The following is a 19428-nucleotide window of genomic DNA, read 5'->3' as shown; positions in this document are numbered from 1 at the left end:
GTATCGACAATCACATATCCGCCGGCAAATGGCGTCTCCCAACGGCTTCAGTATTCCTATAACTACACCACTGGCGAAGTCGTGTCCTCCTCTGATCCTAACAATCAGGTTACGAGCTACATGTATAACGACTCGCTCAATCGTCTTAAAGAAGTCGATTATCCTGACGGCGGCAAAGCAAACTACGACTATGATGATTCAACACCCAGCGTGACGGTTTCTAAGTTGATGTCGACATCGCCATTGCTGAAAAATGTTAGTAAAAGCAGCCGAGATGGGATGGCACACGTTACCCAAATACAAGATCAATCGGATCCAAGTTACATGACCTCAACAGAGACTCAATATGATGGTATGGGTCGGCCATGGACTGTCTTCAATCCACATTCAGGCTCATCCCTTTCTACGGACGGATCCACAACCTATACCAGAGACTCCTTGGGTAGAGTGACAAACTCTTTACAGCCCGACGGAACGAATCTTGTATCGAGCTATAACGGTCCAACCGTAAGTTTCACTGATGAAGCTGGTCACCACTGGGACAGGACTTCCGATGCCCTGGGTAGACTCATTACGGTCTCCGATCCAGCGGGCGCCAGCACAATTTACACGTACGATTCGTTAGATAATCTGAAGAGTGTCCAACAAGCTGGTGTATCTGACACTCGAATTTTCAATTATGATTCGTTGTCTCATCTTCTCACTGCCAAGAACCTTGAGACCGGAACGACTTGCTACGGACAATGGAGCGGGAGCAATTGCGTAAATGGTTATGACGCGAACGGCAACCTCTCGATGAAGACCGATGCCCGTGGGATTACGGTGAACTATACCTATGACGTTCTGAGTCGATTAACTAATAAGACCTCAGCGGGCGGTAGTGGGATTCCGGGGTTTAATTATCTTTATGGTTACGACGTCGTATCGCCGAGTATAGCAAATGGCATAGGTCGGCTCCTGTATACGACGAACTCGCCTGGCATCCCGACGGGCGAATCCGAGATATATTTCTACGATTCAATGGGACGTATGACGTCGAAGGCCACTTATCTTCCTGCAACGCCACGAACGCCCGTCACCGTGACCGCTTCCTACGATCTGGCTGGAAATATAAAGTCACTGACCTACCCTGATGGAAGACGGATCATTGAGGACTGGAATAGTAAAGGATGGTTGAACTCCGTCACCTATGACAGCTGGAATGGTCAACCTATTGGTTTTCCCTATTTGTCCTCAGCTTCTTATTGGCCAGACGGAAGTGTCCAAGGGCTGTATTATGGCAACGGAACGGCGAGCGGGTATCACCACAACAATCGCCAGCAGATCGACGCGATAAACTTTGTCAATCTATCCAATGGTGCTCTCTATTCAGAGAAGCTCTACTGTTTCGGCTTGACCACGAACCCGCTTGCAACTTCTTTCCCCGCCTGCGATGCGCTCTCAAGTGGAAACACGGGCAGCGTATGGCAGATAAAAGATGTTTTAAATGCGGCGAATAATCAGAGCTTCACCTACGACAGCCTAGATCGAATTCGCACGGCCTCCCTAAATGGCTTAGCCCAGCAATACCAGATCGATTCAGTCGGGAATATGTCGCTAATGAATGGAAGCAACGCCATCTATCACTTTGATCCGGCGACCAACAGAATCACCGATCTCCCCTGCGCAGGCTCGATAACCCCCTATGACAGTGCGGGAAACCAGCTCTGCGATCAAGATCAAAATGGCGCCGTCAGACAATTCAACTACGATGCCGATGGCAACATTACGCAAATTGCAATGCTTGGGAACGTTTTGCCGTTCGAGAGTTACCTTTATGCCGCGGATGGCACAAGAATTCACAAGATTGGGGCAGATGGAGGTTATACCGAATATGTCAGTTTCGGTGGTCAAACACTCGCCGAGAGACTCAGCGATGGAAGCTGGCGCGATTACATTTTTGCCAACGGACAGCGGATCGCCCGGTCCGATACCTCTATCAACCCTCTGAATGCTCAAAGCAGCTCCACTTTCTATCACAATGGCCGGATTGGCTCAGCCGAGGTCCTAACTGACGGCAATGGAGCCCTCCTGACATCGAGCCAGTTCCTACCTTTCGGACAGGAGAACAGCTCCGGCCCGAGTTCGAATCACTACAAATTCACCGGCAAAGAACGCGATACAGAGTCGGGGCTGGATAACTTCGGCGCGCGCTACTTCGGAAGTACGATGGGGCGGTTCATGTCCCCCGACTATGCGGATATGGACTTCGGCCCTGTCGATGTTCCAAGTGCCGATTTTGAGAATCCCCAATCACTGAATCTGTACAGCTACGTTCACAATAATCCGCTCACGAACGTCGATCCTGACGGCCACGATTGCGTAGTCCAGACGAGGACGAGCAACACAACGGAGCAGGTATCGGTTACCTCTGGTAACTGCGACAACGTAAAGGTCGGGGACGGGCAGACGAAGAACTATATCGCTGGCACCGTGGATATGAGTTCTATCAAGGGCAACGGTGCTGGCGGCATCGACGTGGGGTATACGCCCTACTCTGGCGGTGGTGGAGTCGCAAGCCTCAATGGTGCGTCGATCCCTAATAATCCGGGCATCGCTTATGGCTGGGGCAACAACGCGCAGGGATATCAGACTCTCGGAGCAGCCGACAAGGCTGTTACTTACGCGACAGTCGCAACGGGAGTAGCGTATGGAGCAGTTGCGGCAGGAATGGCAGCTCCAGAAATCGCCAGCGCAATAGGTCGCAGCGGGATCAGGTTCGCTCTTCAGCACGGCATGAGATGGGAAGCCGGGCACTCGATGGTGATGGCAACTGCCAGTGAAGTAAAAGCTGCTGTCGGAGCTGCTGTTGCTGCGGGGATCGCTTCAGGGCAGTTCCAGCAGGGCGTCATCAAAGGCCAGACGATGGTGAATGGAACGATCATCGCTTTTACAGGCTTCATGAACTCTAGCGGCCAAGTCATCATCAAGAACGTGATGGGAGGCTTCAACAAATGATCTGGCCGCGAAGGAGCAAAGTTAGCAACGAGCCAAAAGAGATCGAGCCGAGGCCGCTGTCAGAGCGTGAGGCAGGTTGGATAAGCGACATCTTGCAGGTCAATGATGAATGGCGAAATGCCGACATCAGCCGAACGCAAGTGGTCGCCGAAGGGCCATGCGATGAGGGCGTCTGTATCCGCCTGCAAGCCCCCGAATCGGAGAACCCTAAAGCGAAGTCGAGAAGGGAATCTGTGGGGGAGCTGTGGATACAGACGGACGACGGTTGCTCCATCAACGTCCAGCTATCGCAGTTCGAGGGGCGACTTCAGGAGCTGTACTTGCTCTTCGTTGATCCCAAGCTTCGGACGAGGAAGCTCCCCGAAACATGGAATGAGGTCTCGCGCGAAGCGACCGACATATGAGCGACGGAGACGCCTACGAAGTAGCCTGTCCCGCTCGCTGGTAAGCCCGTAGGCGTGTTCGTGGGGTGTAGCTGGCCCCTCATCCTCCCTACCTCTGGAAGAGCACGCTGCTTCGCATCGGCTGGAGGTATGACACGTCACCCCAGAATGGGTGCTGTAGAGGAACCTAAAGTTCCTCTGCGGGAACCATCATCGAATCAGGCGGCTAAGAGAAAAGCGGTGCTGTCAGGTTGCTGCGCAGCAACTTGAAGTTGCTGTGCGGGAACCATCGTGGAATCAGCGTTGTGATCGATGCGCAATCGGTGGCGAATAGGATGCAGTTCTGACGCCGGAATCATCGCGGGTGCGAGCGCGGTGCTTCGCACCGGAAGGGTGTTGACACTCCATCCCTTGCGGGGTCGTGTGGAAGCCGAAAATGGTTCCGGGCGGAAACGTCAGCCCATGCAATGACCTGGGCTGTGTTCGTTTCCGCCGGGAAACATCGCGTGTCCGGGCGGAAACGCCCTCGGGCGCAGGAAGTCCGGCGCAACAGCATGAGTTCGTGCGGGGCTTGAGCATGGGCCGCTGACGCGGCGTATCAGCATGCCATGCTGATAGAAGCAGCAAACAAGCAGGTATAGATCACGCGAAACCGAAGGAGAGTTTTCCTCATCGATGCTTGGATACTCGCCTTCGATGATCGAATCAAACCCAACACCCTCACCGGCCATAGCCTCACGCATCGCAACAAGCTGCTTTTCGTGTTTGTCCTTGACGATCTTGAATTGGAATTCCCGGTCCAACTCAGCCAGCTTGTCGAGAGAATCTTCCGCCCCCAAGAAGTCCAGTAGCCGGTTAATCTCGGTGTCAGATAGTGGCTCAATCTCGAATTCTTTCGCATTAAATCGTATTTTCGGCGACAGCCATTCATTTCGCCTCACGTTGATAATGAACAGCGTGTTGTTCTTTGCCAGTCGTCGCTGGGCCATTGCGTTTTGAATATTCGCTAATTGGTCCCGAGCTTGATCGACGATGAGATAGCAGTCAACGTCGGGAAATAAGCTTGCGGCGAACCCCACCTCCCCTTCATTGACTTCGGCCCCCTCACGGAGCATGAAGGCAGGCCCGATACCTCCATCAACAATCCGGAGCGCCTGGGACACCATGATTGTGGTAATGCCGTAGCCCGCGGGCGCCGTTAGCACCACAGCCGTGCTTTTTGATTTCGGGTTTGTGCTGAACTCTAGCGTCCAATCCCACAGTTCATCCTCAACATCTCGTTTGAACTTATGCTCCTGCGCAATCAGCGACCAGGTCGGTTTTCGAACCGCGCAGGAACTCTTTCGTGTTCGGGATTTCGGTCACGCTCTCGTCATTGACGTAAATCCACGACTCCAACAGCCGCAACATTGCCGCAGGTTCGGCGTCGTAAGCCTCCCTGAGATGCTGTGGAATTTTGTTTCTAAGGACGTTGATCGTATCGGGCTCGGGGCGACGGTCACCGATCTCATGTTCGACCAATGCGTGGAACTCAGGGAGAGACATAACCAACGTCTCTAGCCCCATCGCGAATGAGCCACCGCCTAGCCACGAGCGCGCGGCAAATCGCGTTTGGGACGCCGTGATGCGCCCGGCCATATCCAGTGCCGTGTAGGAGGCAAACATCGCCACGAATAACGAGACCAGGACCAGCCAGCTGCTATAAATGCCGATTAGCACGTAACCTTCTTCTGCCCGCAGAACCAATCGTCCCAGTCTCACGGACAGTTGGGCAGCGCTTCCACGTCATCGTTGGGGGGAGGCCAGGTCGCAGTCTCCTGTACCGCTGTTTATCGGCAGCGCAGGAGAAATCTATATGAAGTAAAAGTATGAAACGATTACGATTCTGTAGCTGATCGTCTCTCTTGGATTGATCCCTGTCGCGACTGAACCGTCCAATTTTCGACAATTGCGATTCTCAGTTGTTGCTTACGGGACGTGGGCCCATTGAGCCGTAAATATGGAGCCTTTTGCGTTTCCGGGTGGTCGGCTAATCGCACCTTACCCCCTGAGCTCTAAACCGCCACCCACCGTCACCCCATCACCACTACCACCTGCAACTTTTGGTAGAAACCATAACCTTGCGCGTGCGCAAAGTTATGGTTTATTCGCCACCACCCCCCCCAAAAAATTGATCTAAAGGACAAAAACGTGAGGATTGCGGCCCGTCTAAAACTGGGTTATTACCCACTTCCCGTTGAACAAGGCCCGATGCTCCGGGCGCGTCTCTCTTTCCCCAATGAGCCTACTTCGGCTCTCGACCCATGCTGCGGCACAGGTGCAGCGCTCCATGCTCTGACCACTGGCTCGCAGACCACGCTCTATGGAGTCGAACTTGATGCAAACCGGGCAATCAGCGCCAAGGAATCCGGCATCCAGACGATTCAGGGCAATGTCTTTGACGTGCGTGCCCGCGTTGAACGTCTTTCCTTCCTCTACCTGAATCCGCCATACGACTTCGAGGTAGGCCCCCTCGCCAATCAGCGCATGGAGAAGCTGTTTCTCGGCCACACCTATAGCTGGCTGAAGCCCAAGGGCATTCTCCTCATGGTCATCCCCTTCAAAGCTGTGTACGACACAATGGAAACGCTTACGACGCGCTTCAAGGACATCCAGATCTACCGCATGGGTGGCGAAGAGTCCGAGAAGTACGACCAGTGTGCCGTTTTCGGGGTTCGCCACAACAACAACGGCAACGATCAGAACCTCTGGCGCCAGCGCGTAGGGCGGATCATGGCAGATCGGTGGAGTTGTCCGCTTCTGTCGCCCAACCCGGACCGCATGTACAGCGTTCCACCTACCGGGAATGTCGAGATCGCCTACAACGGCTTGCCGCTGGATGAGATCGAGGACCGGATGATGGCAAGTAATGCATGGAAGGCGGCTATCCCGCTGTTGCTTCCGAAGACGGAAGTTGCAGGGGGTCGGCCCATCACACCGCTGCATGGCGGCCACGTTGGTTTGTTGGCAACTGCAGGAATGCTCAATGGAGTGTTTGGCCAAGGCGAGAAGCGGCATCTGGCGCGCTGGCGTCCTGTGAAGCACACAACAACGACGACCGAAGTTGAAGACGGGGTAGAGATCATTAGAACGAAGGAACGGTTCTCGAATGAGCTCGCACTCGTTTTCACCTCGGGCGAAACGCTCGTACTGACCGAGACGAAGCAGAAGGACCAAGACGGACCAAAGGTCGAAACTCCTGCAGACTCGGAATCGGTTGTGGAGGACGCGGCCATCGTTTCGCGGCTCAATGATCCTGACTCGTGCAAGCTCTTTGAGCTAGGTCACCTTGTCATGACGCAGGGCATACAAGCTCTCGTTAGCCGGGGATTCAATCCGTATGCCCTGATTGAACGCCACAAGCGCGGCGATTGGGGGGATGTGGATGAGTTCGATGCAAACTCCAGCAACGAGGCCGTGAAAAGAGGGGATGACCGGATCTTCTCCAGCTACAACGTTCCCGGAAGCCCCGAGGGCAAAGTGAACATCATCACCGAAGTAGATCGATCGGTAACAACGATCCTGTTGCCGAGCGAGAACTAAACCCTGGGAGGAGTTTCGGCTCCTCCTCCTCCCGCCCCTGTTCGGAAGAACTCATGGAAATTCAATGGTTTACCGGGGCAAACCATGAAGATACTGCATTTTGAACCAATCGAGGCTTAGAATAATGGGCATGAGCACAGGTCTCGAAATCCCGAAGATGCCTAGCACGCTGGTCATCAAGCCGGTGTTGAGCGATGACGACTTCGAGCAGCTGTGCGCGACCAACGCGGATGTTGCACTCGAACGAACCAAAGAAGGAGAGATCGTAGTGAACGCACCCGCGGGATTTCGTACAGACGATGCCAACAGCGAGATTATCGCGCAGTTGCGCGTGTGGTGGAAGACACATCGACGAGGACGTGTATGCGGCTCCAGTGCGGGATTCTTCTTGCCTGATCGGTCATCTAAGAGTCCCGACGCGGCTTACATCACGGATGAACAGTCAGGTGGCCTTACTAACGAGGAACTTGACCATTTCCTTCACCTCGCTCCGGCGTTCGTTGTCGAGCTTCGCTCAAAAAGCGATGCGCTCAGCAAAGCTCTCTCGAAGATGGAGCTTTGGCTGGCCAACGGTGTTCAGCTGGGCTGGTTGGTTGATCCCTATACTCGCGCTGTCTATATATATGAAGCCGGCAAGGATCCCCGGAAGGAGACTGGTGAGCAAATAGCTGGCTCTGGTCCGGTAGAAGGCTTTGTGCTTGATCTCAACGAAGTCTGGTCGAGCTACAGGGTCTAAAACCACTCTTCATAAATTCAATTTTCGTACCAATGCCCCAAACGGCCTTCCAACCGTTTGGGGTTTTCTGCTTTCACATCGACCACTTCACGTCACCCAGCCCATGGGAGGGCTACCCTATGTTTCGCAGATTTCTCTTTGCTGTAGCCTTGGCAATTGCACCCCTTTACCTTCAGGCGGCCAGTGTAAGACCGGTAGGTAACCAGCCAGCGCCACCAGTCCGCTCGCTCCGAAACGGCATGGTTTTGCCGGTTCGAGTCGAACAGTCTATCTCGAGCCGGAATGCGGTGCCCGGGATCCAATTCACTGGCTATCTGGCAGTGGATCTCGTGGAGAGCGGACGCATGCTCCTGCCTGCCGGCACACCTGTCACCCTGCGCGTTGCGGAAGTACAACGAGGCGGCTACAGCAACACCATGCCCAGGATCGCGATTGAGGCAGTTACCATCACCATTCAGGGTGACAACGGCAGTTACAGCATTCCGATTCTGACCAACTCAGTCACCCGTACGGGGATTCAGATCAACCAGCAAAGACTCCAATCCTTCGGAACCACCGCGGCGGTCCTGGTAGGGCGCTACGGCGGATATTACCCCAATACCTACGGTGGCTTCGTGCAATCCAGCAGCTATCAGGATGCACGCTTCATCCCCGGAGACGTTGTTCGCCTCTCACTCAACGAAGAGATGCTTTTGCACTAAAAAGGACTCCATGAAGAACGCTCACCTTCGACTCGCGCAGGTGCAATACTCCGTGTCGACCAAAAACTGGTCGACACGCGTGCAGGTTTGGTGCGATCGATTCGCCACGAACGACGGAAATACCCAAATGCTTTCTGTCTTCGGAAATGATTCTGAGATGGCTACTATCTCTGCCGCCATCGGCACCGGAGCCCAGCTGACTGCCACCCTGCCAGATGGAGCGACGCTCAACCTGTGCATGGGCGACAAGTCGACGACCTACCGCGGCTACTTGCCTATCCCCGGAAGAAACCGGCCAGTACGGCACATGCTCGCCTTTTCCAAAAAATTGATGCTCAACGGCACAGAAGGTTCGGTGACGGTGCTGCATGATGACGAGGAACTCATTTGGGCGAGCGTTGTGTCCTTCCTTGGCCTTCCAGCCTCACCCGAGTGGGCTGACGCGGGAGTCCACATGTTGCGCAGCACGGACAAGATCAAGGCGATAGACGGCTTCAATTGTTCCCCTGTTGTTGTAACCACAACACGGGACGAGGTGATGGCCTGGATTGGCTCACAAGTGAAGCTCGGTATGCTCGACCTCCCGAAGTGCGACGGTCCGGTCCAGTGGAGGCAATACGGCATCCACGACCTGCTGTCCGGTTTTCAATCCGAGGAATCCTTTGCGTAAGAAGAGATGGGAAATCGAGCAATTTCGATACACCGACGCGAATTGCGACGACACAGTTCCGTACCGCACCTTCTTCCGACGCAAGGCAGATGCACTGGCATATTGGCACAGGGAGAAGAAGGCTCATAGGCTTTTTCTCGCTTCCGGCCTTTACCTTCGTCTCCCTGGCGGTCGCACGAAGTTGATCATGCTCTGTTACTCCGACAAAGAAATGCTGGCTGCGCTTGGGCGGTATCTAGACGATCTGAAAAGCGGGAAGTTCTTTTCGGATGCTGAAGCAGAACCGCTCACAACCTGATTTCACCAAACCATTGCTGAACGTGGCACCAGGTCAACTCACCAGAGTTGGCCTTTCCTTTTTTCGGATACTTGGAGGCGCTTCATGGCTGCATTGAACACTATCTTTGACTATTTGAGGGAATACGCGTCTTCCCTCGGAGACCGCATTGTCGAATCCTATCAACCTCTCCACAAGCCTGAAGACGAGCTTTCACCAGAGATCGCCAAACTGAAGCGACGTCCACTGCCGGCGCAGGCCCTTGCGATTATGGGGACCGCGAAGAGCCTCATCACAGCGAACTCCGCGCGCATCGTGGCAGAATGCGGCACGGGCAAAACTCTGATGTCGATGGCTACGTGCTTCGTCCATGCGAATGGAAAGCGCTTCACGTCGATCGTTATGTGCCCCCCGCATCTGCCGAAGAAGTGGGCTCGCGAAGTCTTTATGACCATCCCCAACGTGCGCGTGTTTCTCGTCGAAGACATGCGTAACAACGGCGATCCTCGCAAGCCACACGGCGTCGTCGAAGTGGTTTATCGCAACGGCAAGATCGAACGAAAAGGATTGAGCCTTTCGGTCTCGCAGCTCCGCCTGATGGGACCCAAAGGGTTCAAGAAACTTTGCCCCCAAAACGCCTTCTTTGTCATGAGCAAAGAAAAAGGGAAGCTGAGCTACTTCTGGCGGCATGCATTCAATGTCGCAAAATCCGGTCCCAACCTCGGAAACGTGGTCAGCATTGATAGCGGCCGTCCCGTCGACGATTCGACGGGCGGTAATCTGACCCGTCTGTCTTTCGACAACCGGAAGCTTAGTGAGACGTTTGCCCGCCCAAGCGACGGCACAAAGGTCCATACTGCGCTCTGGCAGGCCGACAAGAGCAAGATCCAGCGCATGGCGCCGCTCGAATACATGGGCCGCTACATGCATGATTTCTTCGACTACGCCATTGCCGACGAGCTGCACCAGCTCGGAGGCGACACCGCCCAGGGCAACGGTCTGGCTGTGCTTGGTCGTATTGCGAAGAAGCTCATCGGTCTCACCGGGACGATGATGGGCGGCTACGCCGACGACCTCTACAACGTGCTCTACCGCATGGATGCCCCGCAAATGGCTCGGGAAGGCTATGCGTGGGGTGGAGAAGGTCGCAGCGTATTCCAAAGCACCTACGGTGTCTCTGAGGAGATCGTCAAGCGCGAGGTCGAAGACAACTCATGTTCGAAGGCCTCAAAGGCGTCAGTCACCGTCAAGCGAAAGCCAGGATGCAGTCCCTTGCTCTTCGGCAAATACCTGATGGAGAATACTGCGTTCGTTTCGCTCGAGGATATAGCGGCCAATATGCCGGCGTATAACGAGAGCGTCATTCCTGTGCAGTTGGAGGGCGAGCTGGAGAAGGCTTACAACGACATCCGCGACGCAATCAAGGATGCGCTGAAGAAGTACCCGAGAAACGCAAGCCTTACCAGTCTGATGCTCAACACGTTGCTCTGCTATCCAGACCATCCGTTCGGCTTCAACACGCTGTATGCGAAGGTTCGGGATAAGCAGACTGGGGAGTTGGAAACGGTTCACGTATGCGACCCTGCGGACCTCGATCAGGGTGTGTTGTACCCGAAGGAGAAGGCACTACTCGACGACGTGAATGCAGAAATTACCCAAGGTCGCCGCGTTCAGGTCTTCGCCACCTATACGGGCGCTCATGACGTCACGGCTCGTCTGAAGTGGGTCTTCGAACAGGCTGGCCTCCGTACCGCTGTCCTCAAGTCGTCGGTGGGAACCGACGCACGAGAGGCATGGTACGAAGCTCGTCTTGCTGAGGGTGTGCAGGTTGTTATTGCTCATCCCAAGCTGGTCGAGACGGGCTTAGACCTCCTCGAATTCCCCACTATCTACTTCTACGAGACAGGGTTTTCTCTGTACACGTTGAGGCAGGCAAGCCGTCGCTCCTGGCGTATCGGTCAGAAGCATGCTGTCCGGGTCAAGTTCCTGATGTATACGGGAACTGCGCAAGAGTCCCAGATTCGCCTGATGGGGAAGAAGCTGCTGGTGGCGATGATGATGGAGGGCAAGTTCTCCGGTGAAGGCCTGGACGGCTTCGAGGAGGACGATGACATGATGACGTCCATGGTTCGCGAACTGCTCGAAGAGGGCGGAGTCGGCGAATCTGCAGACGCCATCTGGCAGAACCTCGAGCGCGAACGTGCTCTGCATGTGCCGGAACCGACCACCGTTGAGGTGAATGCGGTACTGGAACAGGTAGCGGCGGAAAGTGATCTCACCTTCGATGGTACAGACGAGCTTTCGTTTGATGCTGTCGTCGAGGAGGTAGCCGAACCCGAGGCCGAGAGCGCGCCGTTCTTGGTCGAGACTTCCGTTATTGTCGCCGACCCCATCCCAACGCCGCAGACGAACGTTCTCATGTTCGCTGCCATGAAACCAAAACAATCCTCGCGCCGCAAGCAGCCTGTTGTGGAGTATGAGGACCAAATGCAATTGTTCGGCTAACCGGCCGACAGTCCAGGGAGCGGCATACGTTTCGGCGTGTGCCGCTCTTTTTGATTTCCCATCTGCTTTACCTCCCCGACTCCGATAAATAGGGGATTAGATAAAAAAGCTAAAGGAGGCTCGGGAGGATCTTTATGAGCGTTGCGATGCCAGTTGCAGACCGTAGCCACACCAATTTCCGAACTTCAACTCACCGACGAAATACACACGTACAGCGCCTGGATATGGCGGGATGGACGGGCCGGTGCTGGAAATGGGCACCGCTACATGCGCAAGGCTCGTCTCTGGAACTGGTACCCAAAACAACCCAAATCCAACTAGGGAATCTCTGCACAAGTTCTGCATCCGCGTCCTGATTGATTAATCGTATGGTTGGCGAGGTGAGCGGGGATGAAGCAGCAGAGTCTGGCGAGTCAGGGTGTGTTTGAGAAGTACGGTCGGAAGAGTCGGCGGGAGCTGTTTCTGGAGGAGATGGAGCGTGTGGTTCCGTGGTCGGCGCTGGAGTCTCTGGTGCGTCCGCACTACGCGAAGGCGGGCAACGGACGGCAACCTGTGGGCCTCTCGATCATGCTACGGACGTACTTTGTTCAGCAATGGTTCAACCTGTCGGATCCCGGGGTGGAAGAGGCGTTGTACGAATCTGCCGCGCTGCGGCGGTTCGTGGGTGTAGACCTGGGCGTCGCTCCGGCGCCGGACGAGACGACCGCCTGCCGCTTCCGCCATCTGCTGGAGAAGCACGATCTGGGCGGTCTGATGCTGGAGGCTGTGAACGTGCATCTGGAGGCCAGGGGCATCCGCATTGCGACAGGCACGATCGTGGATGCGACCATTATCCATGCGCCTTCCTCCACCAAGAACCAGTCCGGCGAGCGTGACCCGGAGATGCACCAGACCAGGAAGGGGAACCAGTGGTACTTCGGTCTGAAGGCGCATATCGGGGTGGACAGCAAAGAGGGCGTGGTGCATTCGGTCTGCACGTCGGCGGCCTCGGTGGCCGACAAGCACATGCTGCCCGACCTGCTGCACGGCGAAGAGCGAAAGGTGTGGGGCGACGGCGGCTATCAGGGCCAGACAGAGGCGATCCACGAGGCCGCGCCACACGCGCAGGACATGACCTGCCGCAGGACGAAGTTCAAAAACTATGTGGACGAAGAAGCGAAACGAAAGAACACAACCAAGTCGAAAGTAAGAGCGAAAGTAGAACATGTGTTCCGCATCCTGAAGCGCGTCTTCGGCTTCGACAAGGTGCGCTATCGTGGCATCGCGAAGAACCATCACCGGCTCTGCGCGAACTTCGCTCTGATCAATCTCTACCTGCATCGCAAACGCCTGGCCGTACTGGGGGCGTAGTGCGTCCGGTGGCTGCTGAGACCGGACTCTTGAGGGTGCAAATCAAACTCAGCTTCGACCCGAACCCCACCAAAATCACCCGTCTTCAATGCAGGATCGCCATCATCAAGAAATCAAACCCTGCGCAGACGCTCCCTAGGTGACACGGGTTAGACGCGGAGTTTCAAGAGCAGGAAGGGGAAGTTCGATGACGACGAATAAAGACGCTAGGTTGTGGGTTCGTGAATTCGGGGAGGAGTGCCGAGTGCCGCGAGACCTAGACAACATGGTAAGGCGGGGCATCTTAGAGGATTCGAGCTGGCACAACAACGTATGCCCGAGCTTCCATCTGAGGACGGAGACGAACAGCAACATGTTGCTTGCTGTGCACGTGGAGCACCCGGAGCCTGAGAAGCGGGAGATGCCCAAGGCGGAACGGTTTTATGTGGCAGTTGAAGACTCCAACGGGCATATGTTCGACCTATATGCTGGTGACAGCTTCGACAAGGTTCCGGAGATCATCCGCAGCGTTCGGGCGGCTCATGGGCAGTCAGCGGCAGTGGAGACGGAGCCGCTAGAGGGCAGAGCGCTCATGGAAGCCATCGCTGAGAAGTTCCAGATGCAGGGCATTTATGCCAAACTCTGGCACTCAGGCGGCAACCTCTGGACGGTTCTCTTTCCTATGAGTGGTAAATACTACGTTGCCGGCGACAGCCTTGAGACGTGGGGCGCGGACGTCTACGCAGACGCTGACCTGAATCAGTTTCTGGATGGCCAGAGCGTAGAGACCAGCTTGCCGAGCACAGAGACCGACCCGGCAAAGGTCGTTGCGACGCTTCTGGAAGCAATCAACCACGCCACTAAGTAAACCAAATGAAGATCCCATACTTTCGCTCATTCGCGGCTTTGAAATAGCGCGTTGAGCGGAAGGGTAATTTACAGAAAGGAATCGCCCGCCTTGGAATTCCGTGGTCTCCCTGGTGGCCGCGCGAGTGACAACGCCACCGTTGAGGCCTCTGGCTTTGGTACGGCGATCAATCGTGCATTTGCAGAGATCAGAAAGCGGCCAAAATTTTCCGGCCGGAATATGGGAGACGAATTGGTTGTGAGAGCTGTTCGCTACAAAGGCAAAACCGCGGGTAAAACTGTCAACGAGTAATTGCCATGCGCGAGCTCCTCGAACGCGGCGTGCTGGAGGCCGGTAAACCGATCGGTCCGAGTCAGGACGGTCTCAGCCGCCTAGCCAGTGTCGCCATGCTCTCGAAATATGGGCCCCAGAATGTTGCAAGGAGTACGAGATGAGCTATTGTATGACTGCTTTTGCGTTGTGGCTCCGTCGGCGCATATCTTTCCGGACCATGTGCTGGGCGTTGCGCGAGAGGCCGCTCGCGGTCTGCGGTCGTGGCGGCTCTTTTCAAGTGGATCCCGTCGAATTGAACCTCACATAACGATAAAACTTCCTTATCGTGTAAGCCGTATGCGGATATCCTCACAATCAGGTACGAATGAGCCTAAAACCACCGCTCTTGGTTGCCTTTAATCTTTTAATTCTCCTGATGGCTTTCCACCGAGCATCTTTTTTGCGCCGTCCGGCCAATTCGTCTCCATTAGATTTCCGGGACGACTCTCCCATGTAAACGTCTTACCAGCCACTTTCACAGTTCCATTTATCCAACATTGAAAAACAGTGTAACTGTCATGCACGTCTCCCGGACTGAGAAGGCGGTAGGTGCGAAATTGTTTCCGTATCTGTTCAGGGGTTAGATGATATCGCCTACAAGAATCTGCATCTATATCCCCTTGTTTCCATTGTGGCTGACCAATCGTAATGTCGGCTGATTTTGGAAGTGGATAGTGCGCCGGCTGCTGTTTTGCTCCAAGCAGGATCACACTTAAGAAAAGTAAACTACCACGTCGCATCGGCAGCCTCCCCTGCGCCTTTCCTCGATATTTGTGGGTGACGATAAATATCGGTGCGTTGTAAATGAAGCGAATCTAAAAGACCTTCGATCAGCCAATGCAACGACTGCTGCTGCTGTGTGGTGGGGGATTCGAAGTGATTGCCAAAATTGTCCAAGCTCCTTCCTACTATCTCTATTCCAATAGAATCGCTGTTGCTTGGGTAACGGTCAGGATACTTCTTGGTTTCCTCTCGCTTATCCATTGCTCGCGCATAGCTACCGTTAATCCCACCCGTACTTTTGGTAAGCGAGTGATAATACTCTTCGTCTTTCGGAACACAGGAGTGTTTCTGATAACACCTTGATAGGATTGGACCTACATGCCAACATTTCTGATGAAACGACACCGTCTGATACAGAGTTCCATCCTTGTCGATCAAAAGGTGAGCGCCGGTTCCTTTAGCGCCTGTGCGATAGCCTGCTAAAGTGCCTTTGGCGGTCGATGAATCCGTTTGATGGACTACAATCGCATCGATCAGCGTCAGCGGGCCATGCGAAATCTGAGGAATCAACTCCACTTTGATACGAGCATCACGAATGACTCCGTCGTTATCAATCCTCAGCATGGATCAATTCCCCATCTTGATATCGATGTATTGCTTCTGGTCCAGAGCAGGCTGCAATTTTATGCTCAGGATATGATTGCTTCCTCCGCCTCCAGACGTGTGAAAGCCACTGATCCACCCTTGAAAACTATAGGTGCAAATGGCGTCCTCTTGATTTTCATCCTGCCAGAACTCAACCTTGATGTTTTTGATCTTGTCTCGGGTGACGACGCCCGCAAGTGAGAAGAGATTCTGCAGCGTGGCAAAAGGCATGTTCTGTGTGTCGTGAATGTCAACGACAAAGCTGATCGAACAGCGGAGTGACCCCATATGTGGTAATCCATAGCCGTCATGAAGGGCATCCATCCCAACATGGGCAGAAACAGCATTGAACTTTTGTCCGTCGATGCTAACGGTCGCGTTGGACGGTTGCGGCATTTGTGACCTCCCATTTCTAGGAGAGCTTATCAAAATCTCAAGACTTCGGTCACTGCGGGGTTCGTTACAAGCGCCGGTACACCAGTCACGAAGTACTGAATGGCGCGGTGCATCGGTGATGACCGAGGTTGTCCTCGCTGACTTCAAGCAACAGCGGTTGAATGCTCAGGCAGAGCTCGAGTCTTTCGAAGACGAGTTCGAGGAAAGCAGGCCGGCACAAGGTTTGCTCTTTCCGACAGCGGCCTGATAGCACTGCAGGCCTTCCTAACATTCCTGACCATCATCCAGAGAGGATCCAACTTGGAACAGCAAAGTTTAGGAACCCAACTCTCCACCAAGGTAGTCGATACGACTACGAGCTTCGCAGGAAAAACCCAATGAGAATTCCCGAATGCATCATCAAGATCAAGATTGCGGCCGACGATATAACGAAGCTACGAAAAGTGGACGTATTTCGTGTGCTCGACAGTTGCAACGTCTACGAGCGGAAGGCTGTGTCCGAGTACATCACTTCAAACCGGCCAGGATCTCGCGGTCGAGGTAGCAGACTCTCTGAGCGACATTGTCGCAGAGCAGACAGGAGCCAGGGCAAATGCATAGCACGGAAATGGTAACCGACTTCAAGCTCGATGGGATCGCCGAGGAAGGTGTTTTGGTGTCTGATCTTCTCACCGCCATCAACAAGCATTGTGGAAACATTGCTGAGGAATATGACTTCTCGATGTCTCCTGCCTTATACAGCGCACTCTAAATACGAATTCCGGCCAGCTACCGTTTCCTGATCGCTTACGCCATAAAGGGCGGTTCGGAGGGTTATTACGTTCATATCGGAGCCATCCTCCGCCAGACGGACCCCGCGGCAACCGTAACATACGTTGATTTCGGCTTTACCAAGACCTGGTCCGCTGCGTCGGCCTATGCTCTTGCCAACGCGGCCCAGCGATTTCTCACCGACGAAAGCTGGAACTGATCGAGGACGAGCAAACAAACGTAAACACCATTCCAGTCGACGGACCCCCATGTCAAAAATTACGGCTTTCGCTTCTGGTGTAAACGAGGCGCGCGAGATCAGAGGCTTTGCTCTCGCAGGAATCCCCATTGGAGCTTCGGCCTCAAACCTCCGTGAGACTGCCATCAAAGATCTTGAGGAGATGCAAGGGCCTGTCTTTCTCGACTCTGGCGCTTTCAGCGAAGTCAGCTACTCGCCGGATACAAAGCAACTCGAACTCACAAAACCCATTACCCCGAAAGAGTGGCGCCGCCGCCTGGCTATCTATCTTCGCCTCGCGCACGCACTCGGGAGCAACCTCAGTGTCGTCGCGCCCGATCGCGTAGGAGATCAGGAGGAGACGCTACGGCGGCTTGCGCAATATCGGCAAGAATTGAAGCAATTGGCGGAATTAGGCGTCCATATCCTCATCCCGCTCCAGCTTGGGAGACGAACCCACGAAGAGTTCTACGCCGCGGCAAAGGAAGCTGCCGGCGTCCCACTTGTTCCTGCGTTCACCATGAAGAAGGCTGCTACCAGCCTGTCTGATGCGGAACGTTTCCTCGCCTCAGTTCGGCCCGCGCGTGTTCACCTATTGGGTATGGGACTCGTAAACAAACGGGCAGACGAGGTACTCGCCATGATTCGCCGTACCTCACCGGCAACCGCAATCACGATGGATTCCAATCGGATCCGTGCTGTGACTGGCAAGAGTCGCAGAATGACTGCCACGGAGCAGGCTTTCCGTGACACCAATCCCGAAAACCTCTTCAACGAAGTCGAGTCGCCGGTGCTGGCGGCTTCAAACTACCGCCTGGATTACACTGAGTCGATTTCCAGTCCCAGCCAGTGGGCGTCGAATGCATTGTTGCGCGAAATCGCATTCTCCTCAGGATTCGACCTGAGCGAGATGCACGCCTTTTTCGGAGACCCCGACGGATTCCTGTGCCGCTCTTTACCGGGTACGGACACCTGTTACTGGGAAAATCCCGTGGTAGCTCACGCCGTGGATCGTGCATGGGCCAGCTATGTCAAATGCGAGGTACATGCCCACGTTCGGACTGCAGCGATTCGTCACACGTTTCATACTGAGGCTGCCTAAAAGGGCGGGTTGCAACTATGCTGACCGGCCTGTGTACGACCACAAAGACTGCGTCGAGTTCCAATAGCTGAACCGATCAATCACATGAAAGGGGCCCGGCCTTCAATGGCCGGGCTTTTTGCGCTCATCATGCCCACGAGCGCTGCCGAGTAAAGGGAGTGAAGAAAAAGGGGTGCAAGAGTGAAACGAACCGAATACGTTGCCGAAGCAGCCGATCAGATGAAGATTACCTTTGCATTCAATAGCGGTATCCGCGCGACTGAAGCAATGGTAAGGGAGATTGCGCGGTCTGAGAAGCAGAGCTATGAGGGCGGAAAAACTAGTCGCGTTGATAATGTCTACCGTCGAACATGGACCGGAAAGCGGACAGGGCGGGTGATCGAAGTGTCGGTGAAGGAAAATGATGCACTGTCGAAGCCAGAACGTATTCACTGCGACTCCTGTGCCGCACTGATGATTCAAGGGCTTTTCTGTCATGAGACGGGTTGTCCTAACACAAACAGCCGCTACGATGCCGAAACCGGTAGTTGGGTGAAGCAGCGCAAATGCTTCGAGTGCGGCTACACAGTAGATCGCAACGACCCATGCTGCTCTGCTAAGGACGACGACTACTACGAGGATTAGCCCAGAATCCCGCAGCAGTACGCATCAAGGCTCAACGGTCAAAACACTAACCTCTAACTCCAAATATCACGATTGAACCACTCAAGGCCGCACTGGCATATGTGCGGCCTTTCCGTTTTTCGCGGCCGATTTCCCGATGCCGCTCATTGAAGTCTGAGGACGATCACAGAATGAAGATAAGCGAGGCAAGAATCAAGGCCAAGGAAATCTATGGCGAATCTGGTTATGCTGTCCTTCGTGGTGCTAATAGGAAGCTACATGTCATAGGATTCGTTGACAGAACTGGCAGTAAGCTAGGTGTCAATGTAGATATGGCACGTGCTGGATCCTTCGAAGAGGCGTTCTCCCAGGCATCACCGTCTAAGGCTGTTTACTTCCTTGAACGCGCCGCGGCCGTCCAGCGCGAATTCAGGTCTGCGGCCGATGCGCTCGACGCCTCGCTAGGTTTCAAGGTTGACCGCAGGCGAGATCTCAGCAGCTGCACCGTAGATGATCTACAGGATTGCTGTAAATAGAACATCTCAGTACAGTGCACGGTCCGGTCTCCATCAGCACGAAGCCTGCTGCCAAGACCTTCAGCCTCATGGACG

The 19428-nt window shown here is 54.5% G+C and carries 17 protein-coding genes; 12 read left to right on the top strand and 5 right to left on the bottom strand.

The genetic code is table 11. The features are described 5' to 3' along the window. Positions 1–447 precede the first annotated feature (447 nt). Positions 448–2997, top strand: coding sequence for an RHS repeat-associated core domain-containing protein (locus BDD14_RS30915; protein ID WP_242618410.1), 2550 nt, complete (start codon positions 448–450; stop codon positions 2995–2997). An 838-nt stretch (positions 2998–3835) separates the two neighbouring features. Here BDD14_RS30915 and BDD14_RS30910 read toward each other — a convergent pair. Beyond that, positions 3836–4684, bottom strand: coding sequence for a P-loop NTPase (locus tag BDD14_RS30910; protein ID WP_479724029.1), 849 nt, complete (start codon positions 4682–4684; stop codon positions 3836–3838). Next, positions 4668–5126 (bottom strand): hypothetical protein, encoded by a 459-nt coding sequence (locus BDD14_RS30905; protein WP_130425400.1) that lies wholly within the window; start codon positions 5124–5126, stop codon positions 4668–4670. The genes BDD14_RS30910 and BDD14_RS30905 overlap by 17 nt, the downstream gene beginning before the upstream one ends. 444 nt (positions 5127–5570) lie before the next feature. On the opposite strand from BDD14_RS30905, the gene BDD14_RS30900 reads away from it, so the two are divergent. From BDD14_RS30900 to BDD14_RS30870, 7 genes are all read left to right on the top strand, one after another. Then, complete coding sequence (locus tag BDD14_RS30900) at positions 5571–6962, top strand: DUF6094 domain-containing protein (protein ID WP_130425398.1); 1392 nt, start codon at positions 5571–5573, stop codon at positions 6960–6962. Positions 6963–7092: 130 nt separating this feature from the next. Beyond that, complete coding sequence (locus tag BDD14_RS30895) at positions 7093–7698, top strand: Uma2 family endonuclease (protein WP_130425396.1); 606 nt, start codon at positions 7093–7095, stop codon at positions 7696–7698. Positions 7699–7817: 119 nt separating this feature from the next. Further along, positions 7818–8399 (top strand): hypothetical protein, encoded by a 582-nt coding sequence (locus BDD14_RS30890; protein WP_130425394.1) that lies wholly within the window; start codon positions 7818–7820, stop codon positions 8397–8399. 10 nt (positions 8400–8409) lie between these two features. Next, a complete protein-coding gene (locus BDD14_RS30885; protein WP_130425392.1) occupies positions 8410–9069 on the top strand; it encodes a hypothetical protein in 660 nt (219 codons plus the stop codon). Positions 9070–9451: 382 nt separating this feature from the next. Continuing rightward, positions 9452–11851 carry a DEAD/DEAH box helicase gene (locus tag BDD14_RS30880; protein ID WP_130425390.1) on the top strand — a complete coding sequence of 800 codons (2400 nt, stop codon included), beginning with the start codon at positions 9452–9454 and terminating at the stop codon, positions 11849–11851. Between the two features lie 390 nt (positions 11852–12241). Further along, positions 12242–13201 (top strand): IS5 family transposase, encoded by a 960-nt coding sequence (locus BDD14_RS30875; protein ID WP_130425388.1) that lies wholly within the window; start codon positions 12242–12244, stop codon positions 13199–13201. A gap of 352 nt (positions 13202–13553) precedes the next feature. Then, complete coding sequence (locus BDD14_RS30870) at positions 13554–14048, top strand: ubiquitin family protein (protein WP_165420456.1); 495 nt, start codon at positions 13554–13556, stop codon at positions 14046–14048. A 668-nt stretch (positions 14049–14716) separates the two neighbouring features. Here the strand turns inward: BDD14_RS30870 and BDD14_RS30865 are convergent. Genes BDD14_RS30865 through BDD14_RS30855 form a run of 3 tightly spaced genes read right to left on the bottom strand, consistent with a single transcriptional unit; the run spans position 14717 to position 16124 of the window. Further along, positions 14717–15100 (bottom strand): hypothetical protein, encoded by a 384-nt coding sequence (locus BDD14_RS30865; protein ID WP_130425384.1) that lies wholly within the window; start codon positions 15098–15100, stop codon positions 14717–14719. Continuing rightward, positions 15087–15707 carry a peptidoglycan recognition protein family protein gene (locus tag BDD14_RS30860; protein ID WP_130425382.1) on the bottom strand — a complete coding sequence of 207 codons (621 nt, stop codon included), beginning with the start codon at positions 15705–15707 and terminating at the stop codon, positions 15087–15089. The genes BDD14_RS30865 and BDD14_RS30860 overlap by 14 nt, the downstream gene beginning before the upstream one ends. A gap of 3 nt (positions 15708–15710) precedes the next feature. Beyond that, positions 15711–16124: a hypothetical protein gene (locus BDD14_RS30855; RefSeq protein WP_130425380.1), complete on the bottom strand. Its 414-nt coding sequence runs from the start codon at positions 16122–16124 to the stop codon at positions 15711–15713. A 592-nt stretch (positions 16125–16716) separates the two neighbouring features. On the opposite strand from BDD14_RS30855, the gene BDD14_RS32230 reads away from it, so the two are divergent. The 4 genes from BDD14_RS32230 (at position 16717) to BDD14_RS30840 (ending at position 19353) form a co-directional block, all read left to right on the top strand. Next, positions 16717–16875, top strand: coding sequence for a hypothetical protein (locus tag BDD14_RS32230; protein ID WP_165420455.1), 159 nt, complete (start codon positions 16717–16719; stop codon positions 16873–16875). Positions 16876–17143: 268 nt separating this feature from the next. Next, on the top strand, positions 17144–18214 hold the full coding sequence (locus BDD14_RS30850; RefSeq protein WP_130425379.1) for a hypothetical protein: 1071 nt from the start codon (positions 17144–17146) through the stop codon (positions 18212–18214). Between the two features lie 180 nt (positions 18215–18394). After that, on the top strand, positions 18395–18838 hold the full coding sequence (locus BDD14_RS30845) for a hypothetical protein (protein WP_130425377.1): 444 nt from the start codon (positions 18395–18397) through the stop codon (positions 18836–18838). A 170-nt stretch (positions 18839–19008) separates the two neighbouring features. Next, a complete protein-coding gene (locus tag BDD14_RS30840; RefSeq protein ID WP_130425375.1) occupies positions 19009–19353 on the top strand; it encodes a hypothetical protein in 345 nt (114 codons plus the stop codon). The last annotated feature ends 75 nt before the right edge of the window (positions 19354–19428 follow it).

Source organism: Edaphobacter modestus, from assembly GCF_004217555.1.
GTDB classification, from domain to species: Bacteria; Acidobacteriota; Terriglobia; order Terriglobales; family Acidobacteriaceae; genus Edaphobacter; species Edaphobacter modestus.
This window is presented reverse-complemented; position numbering and strand designations above follow the sequence as displayed.

Coding starts and splice junctions, on each gene's coding strand:
- BDD14_RS30855 (WP_130425380.1), bottom strand. CDS start 16,124: ATGCCGCAACCGTCCAACGCGACCGTTAGCATCGACGGACAAAAGTTC.
- BDD14_RS32230 (WP_165420455.1), top strand. CDS start 16,717: ATGCATAGCACGGAAATGGTAACCGACTTCAAGCTCGATGGGATCGCC.
- BDD14_RS30885 (WP_130425392.1), top strand. CDS start 8,410: ATGAAGAACGCTCACCTTCGACTCGCGCAGGTGCAATACTCCGTGTCG.
- BDD14_RS30840 (WP_130425375.1), top strand. CDS start 19,009: ATGAAGATAAGCGAGGCAAGAATCAAGGCCAAGGAAATCTATGGCGAA.
- BDD14_RS30890 (WP_130425394.1), top strand. CDS start 7,818: ATGTTTCGCAGATTTCTCTTTGCTGTAGCCTTGGCAATTGCACCCCTT.
- BDD14_RS30865 (WP_130425384.1), bottom strand. CDS start 15,100: ATGCGACGTGGTAGTTTACTTTTCTTAAGTGTGATCCTGCTTGGAGCA.
- BDD14_RS30895 (WP_130425396.1), top strand. CDS start 7,093: ATGAGCACAGGTCTCGAAATCCCGAAGATGCCTAGCACGCTGGTCATC.
- BDD14_RS30870 (WP_165420456.1), top strand. CDS start 13,554: ATGTTGCTTGCTGTGCACGTGGAGCACCCGGAGCCTGAGAAGCGGGAG.
- BDD14_RS30875 (WP_130425388.1), top strand. CDS start 12,242: ATGAAGCAGCAGAGTCTGGCGAGTCAGGGTGTGTTTGAGAAGTACGGT.
- BDD14_RS30860 (WP_130425382.1), bottom strand. CDS start 15,707: ATGCTGAGGATTGATAACGACGGAGTCATTCGTGATGCTCGTATCAAA.
- BDD14_RS30880 (WP_130425390.1), top strand. CDS start 9,452: ATGGCTGCATTGAACACTATCTTTGACTATTTGAGGGAATACGCGTCT.
- BDD14_RS30850 (WP_130425379.1), top strand. CDS start 17,144: ATGTCAAAAATTACGGCTTTCGCTTCTGGTGTAAACGAGGCGCGCGAG.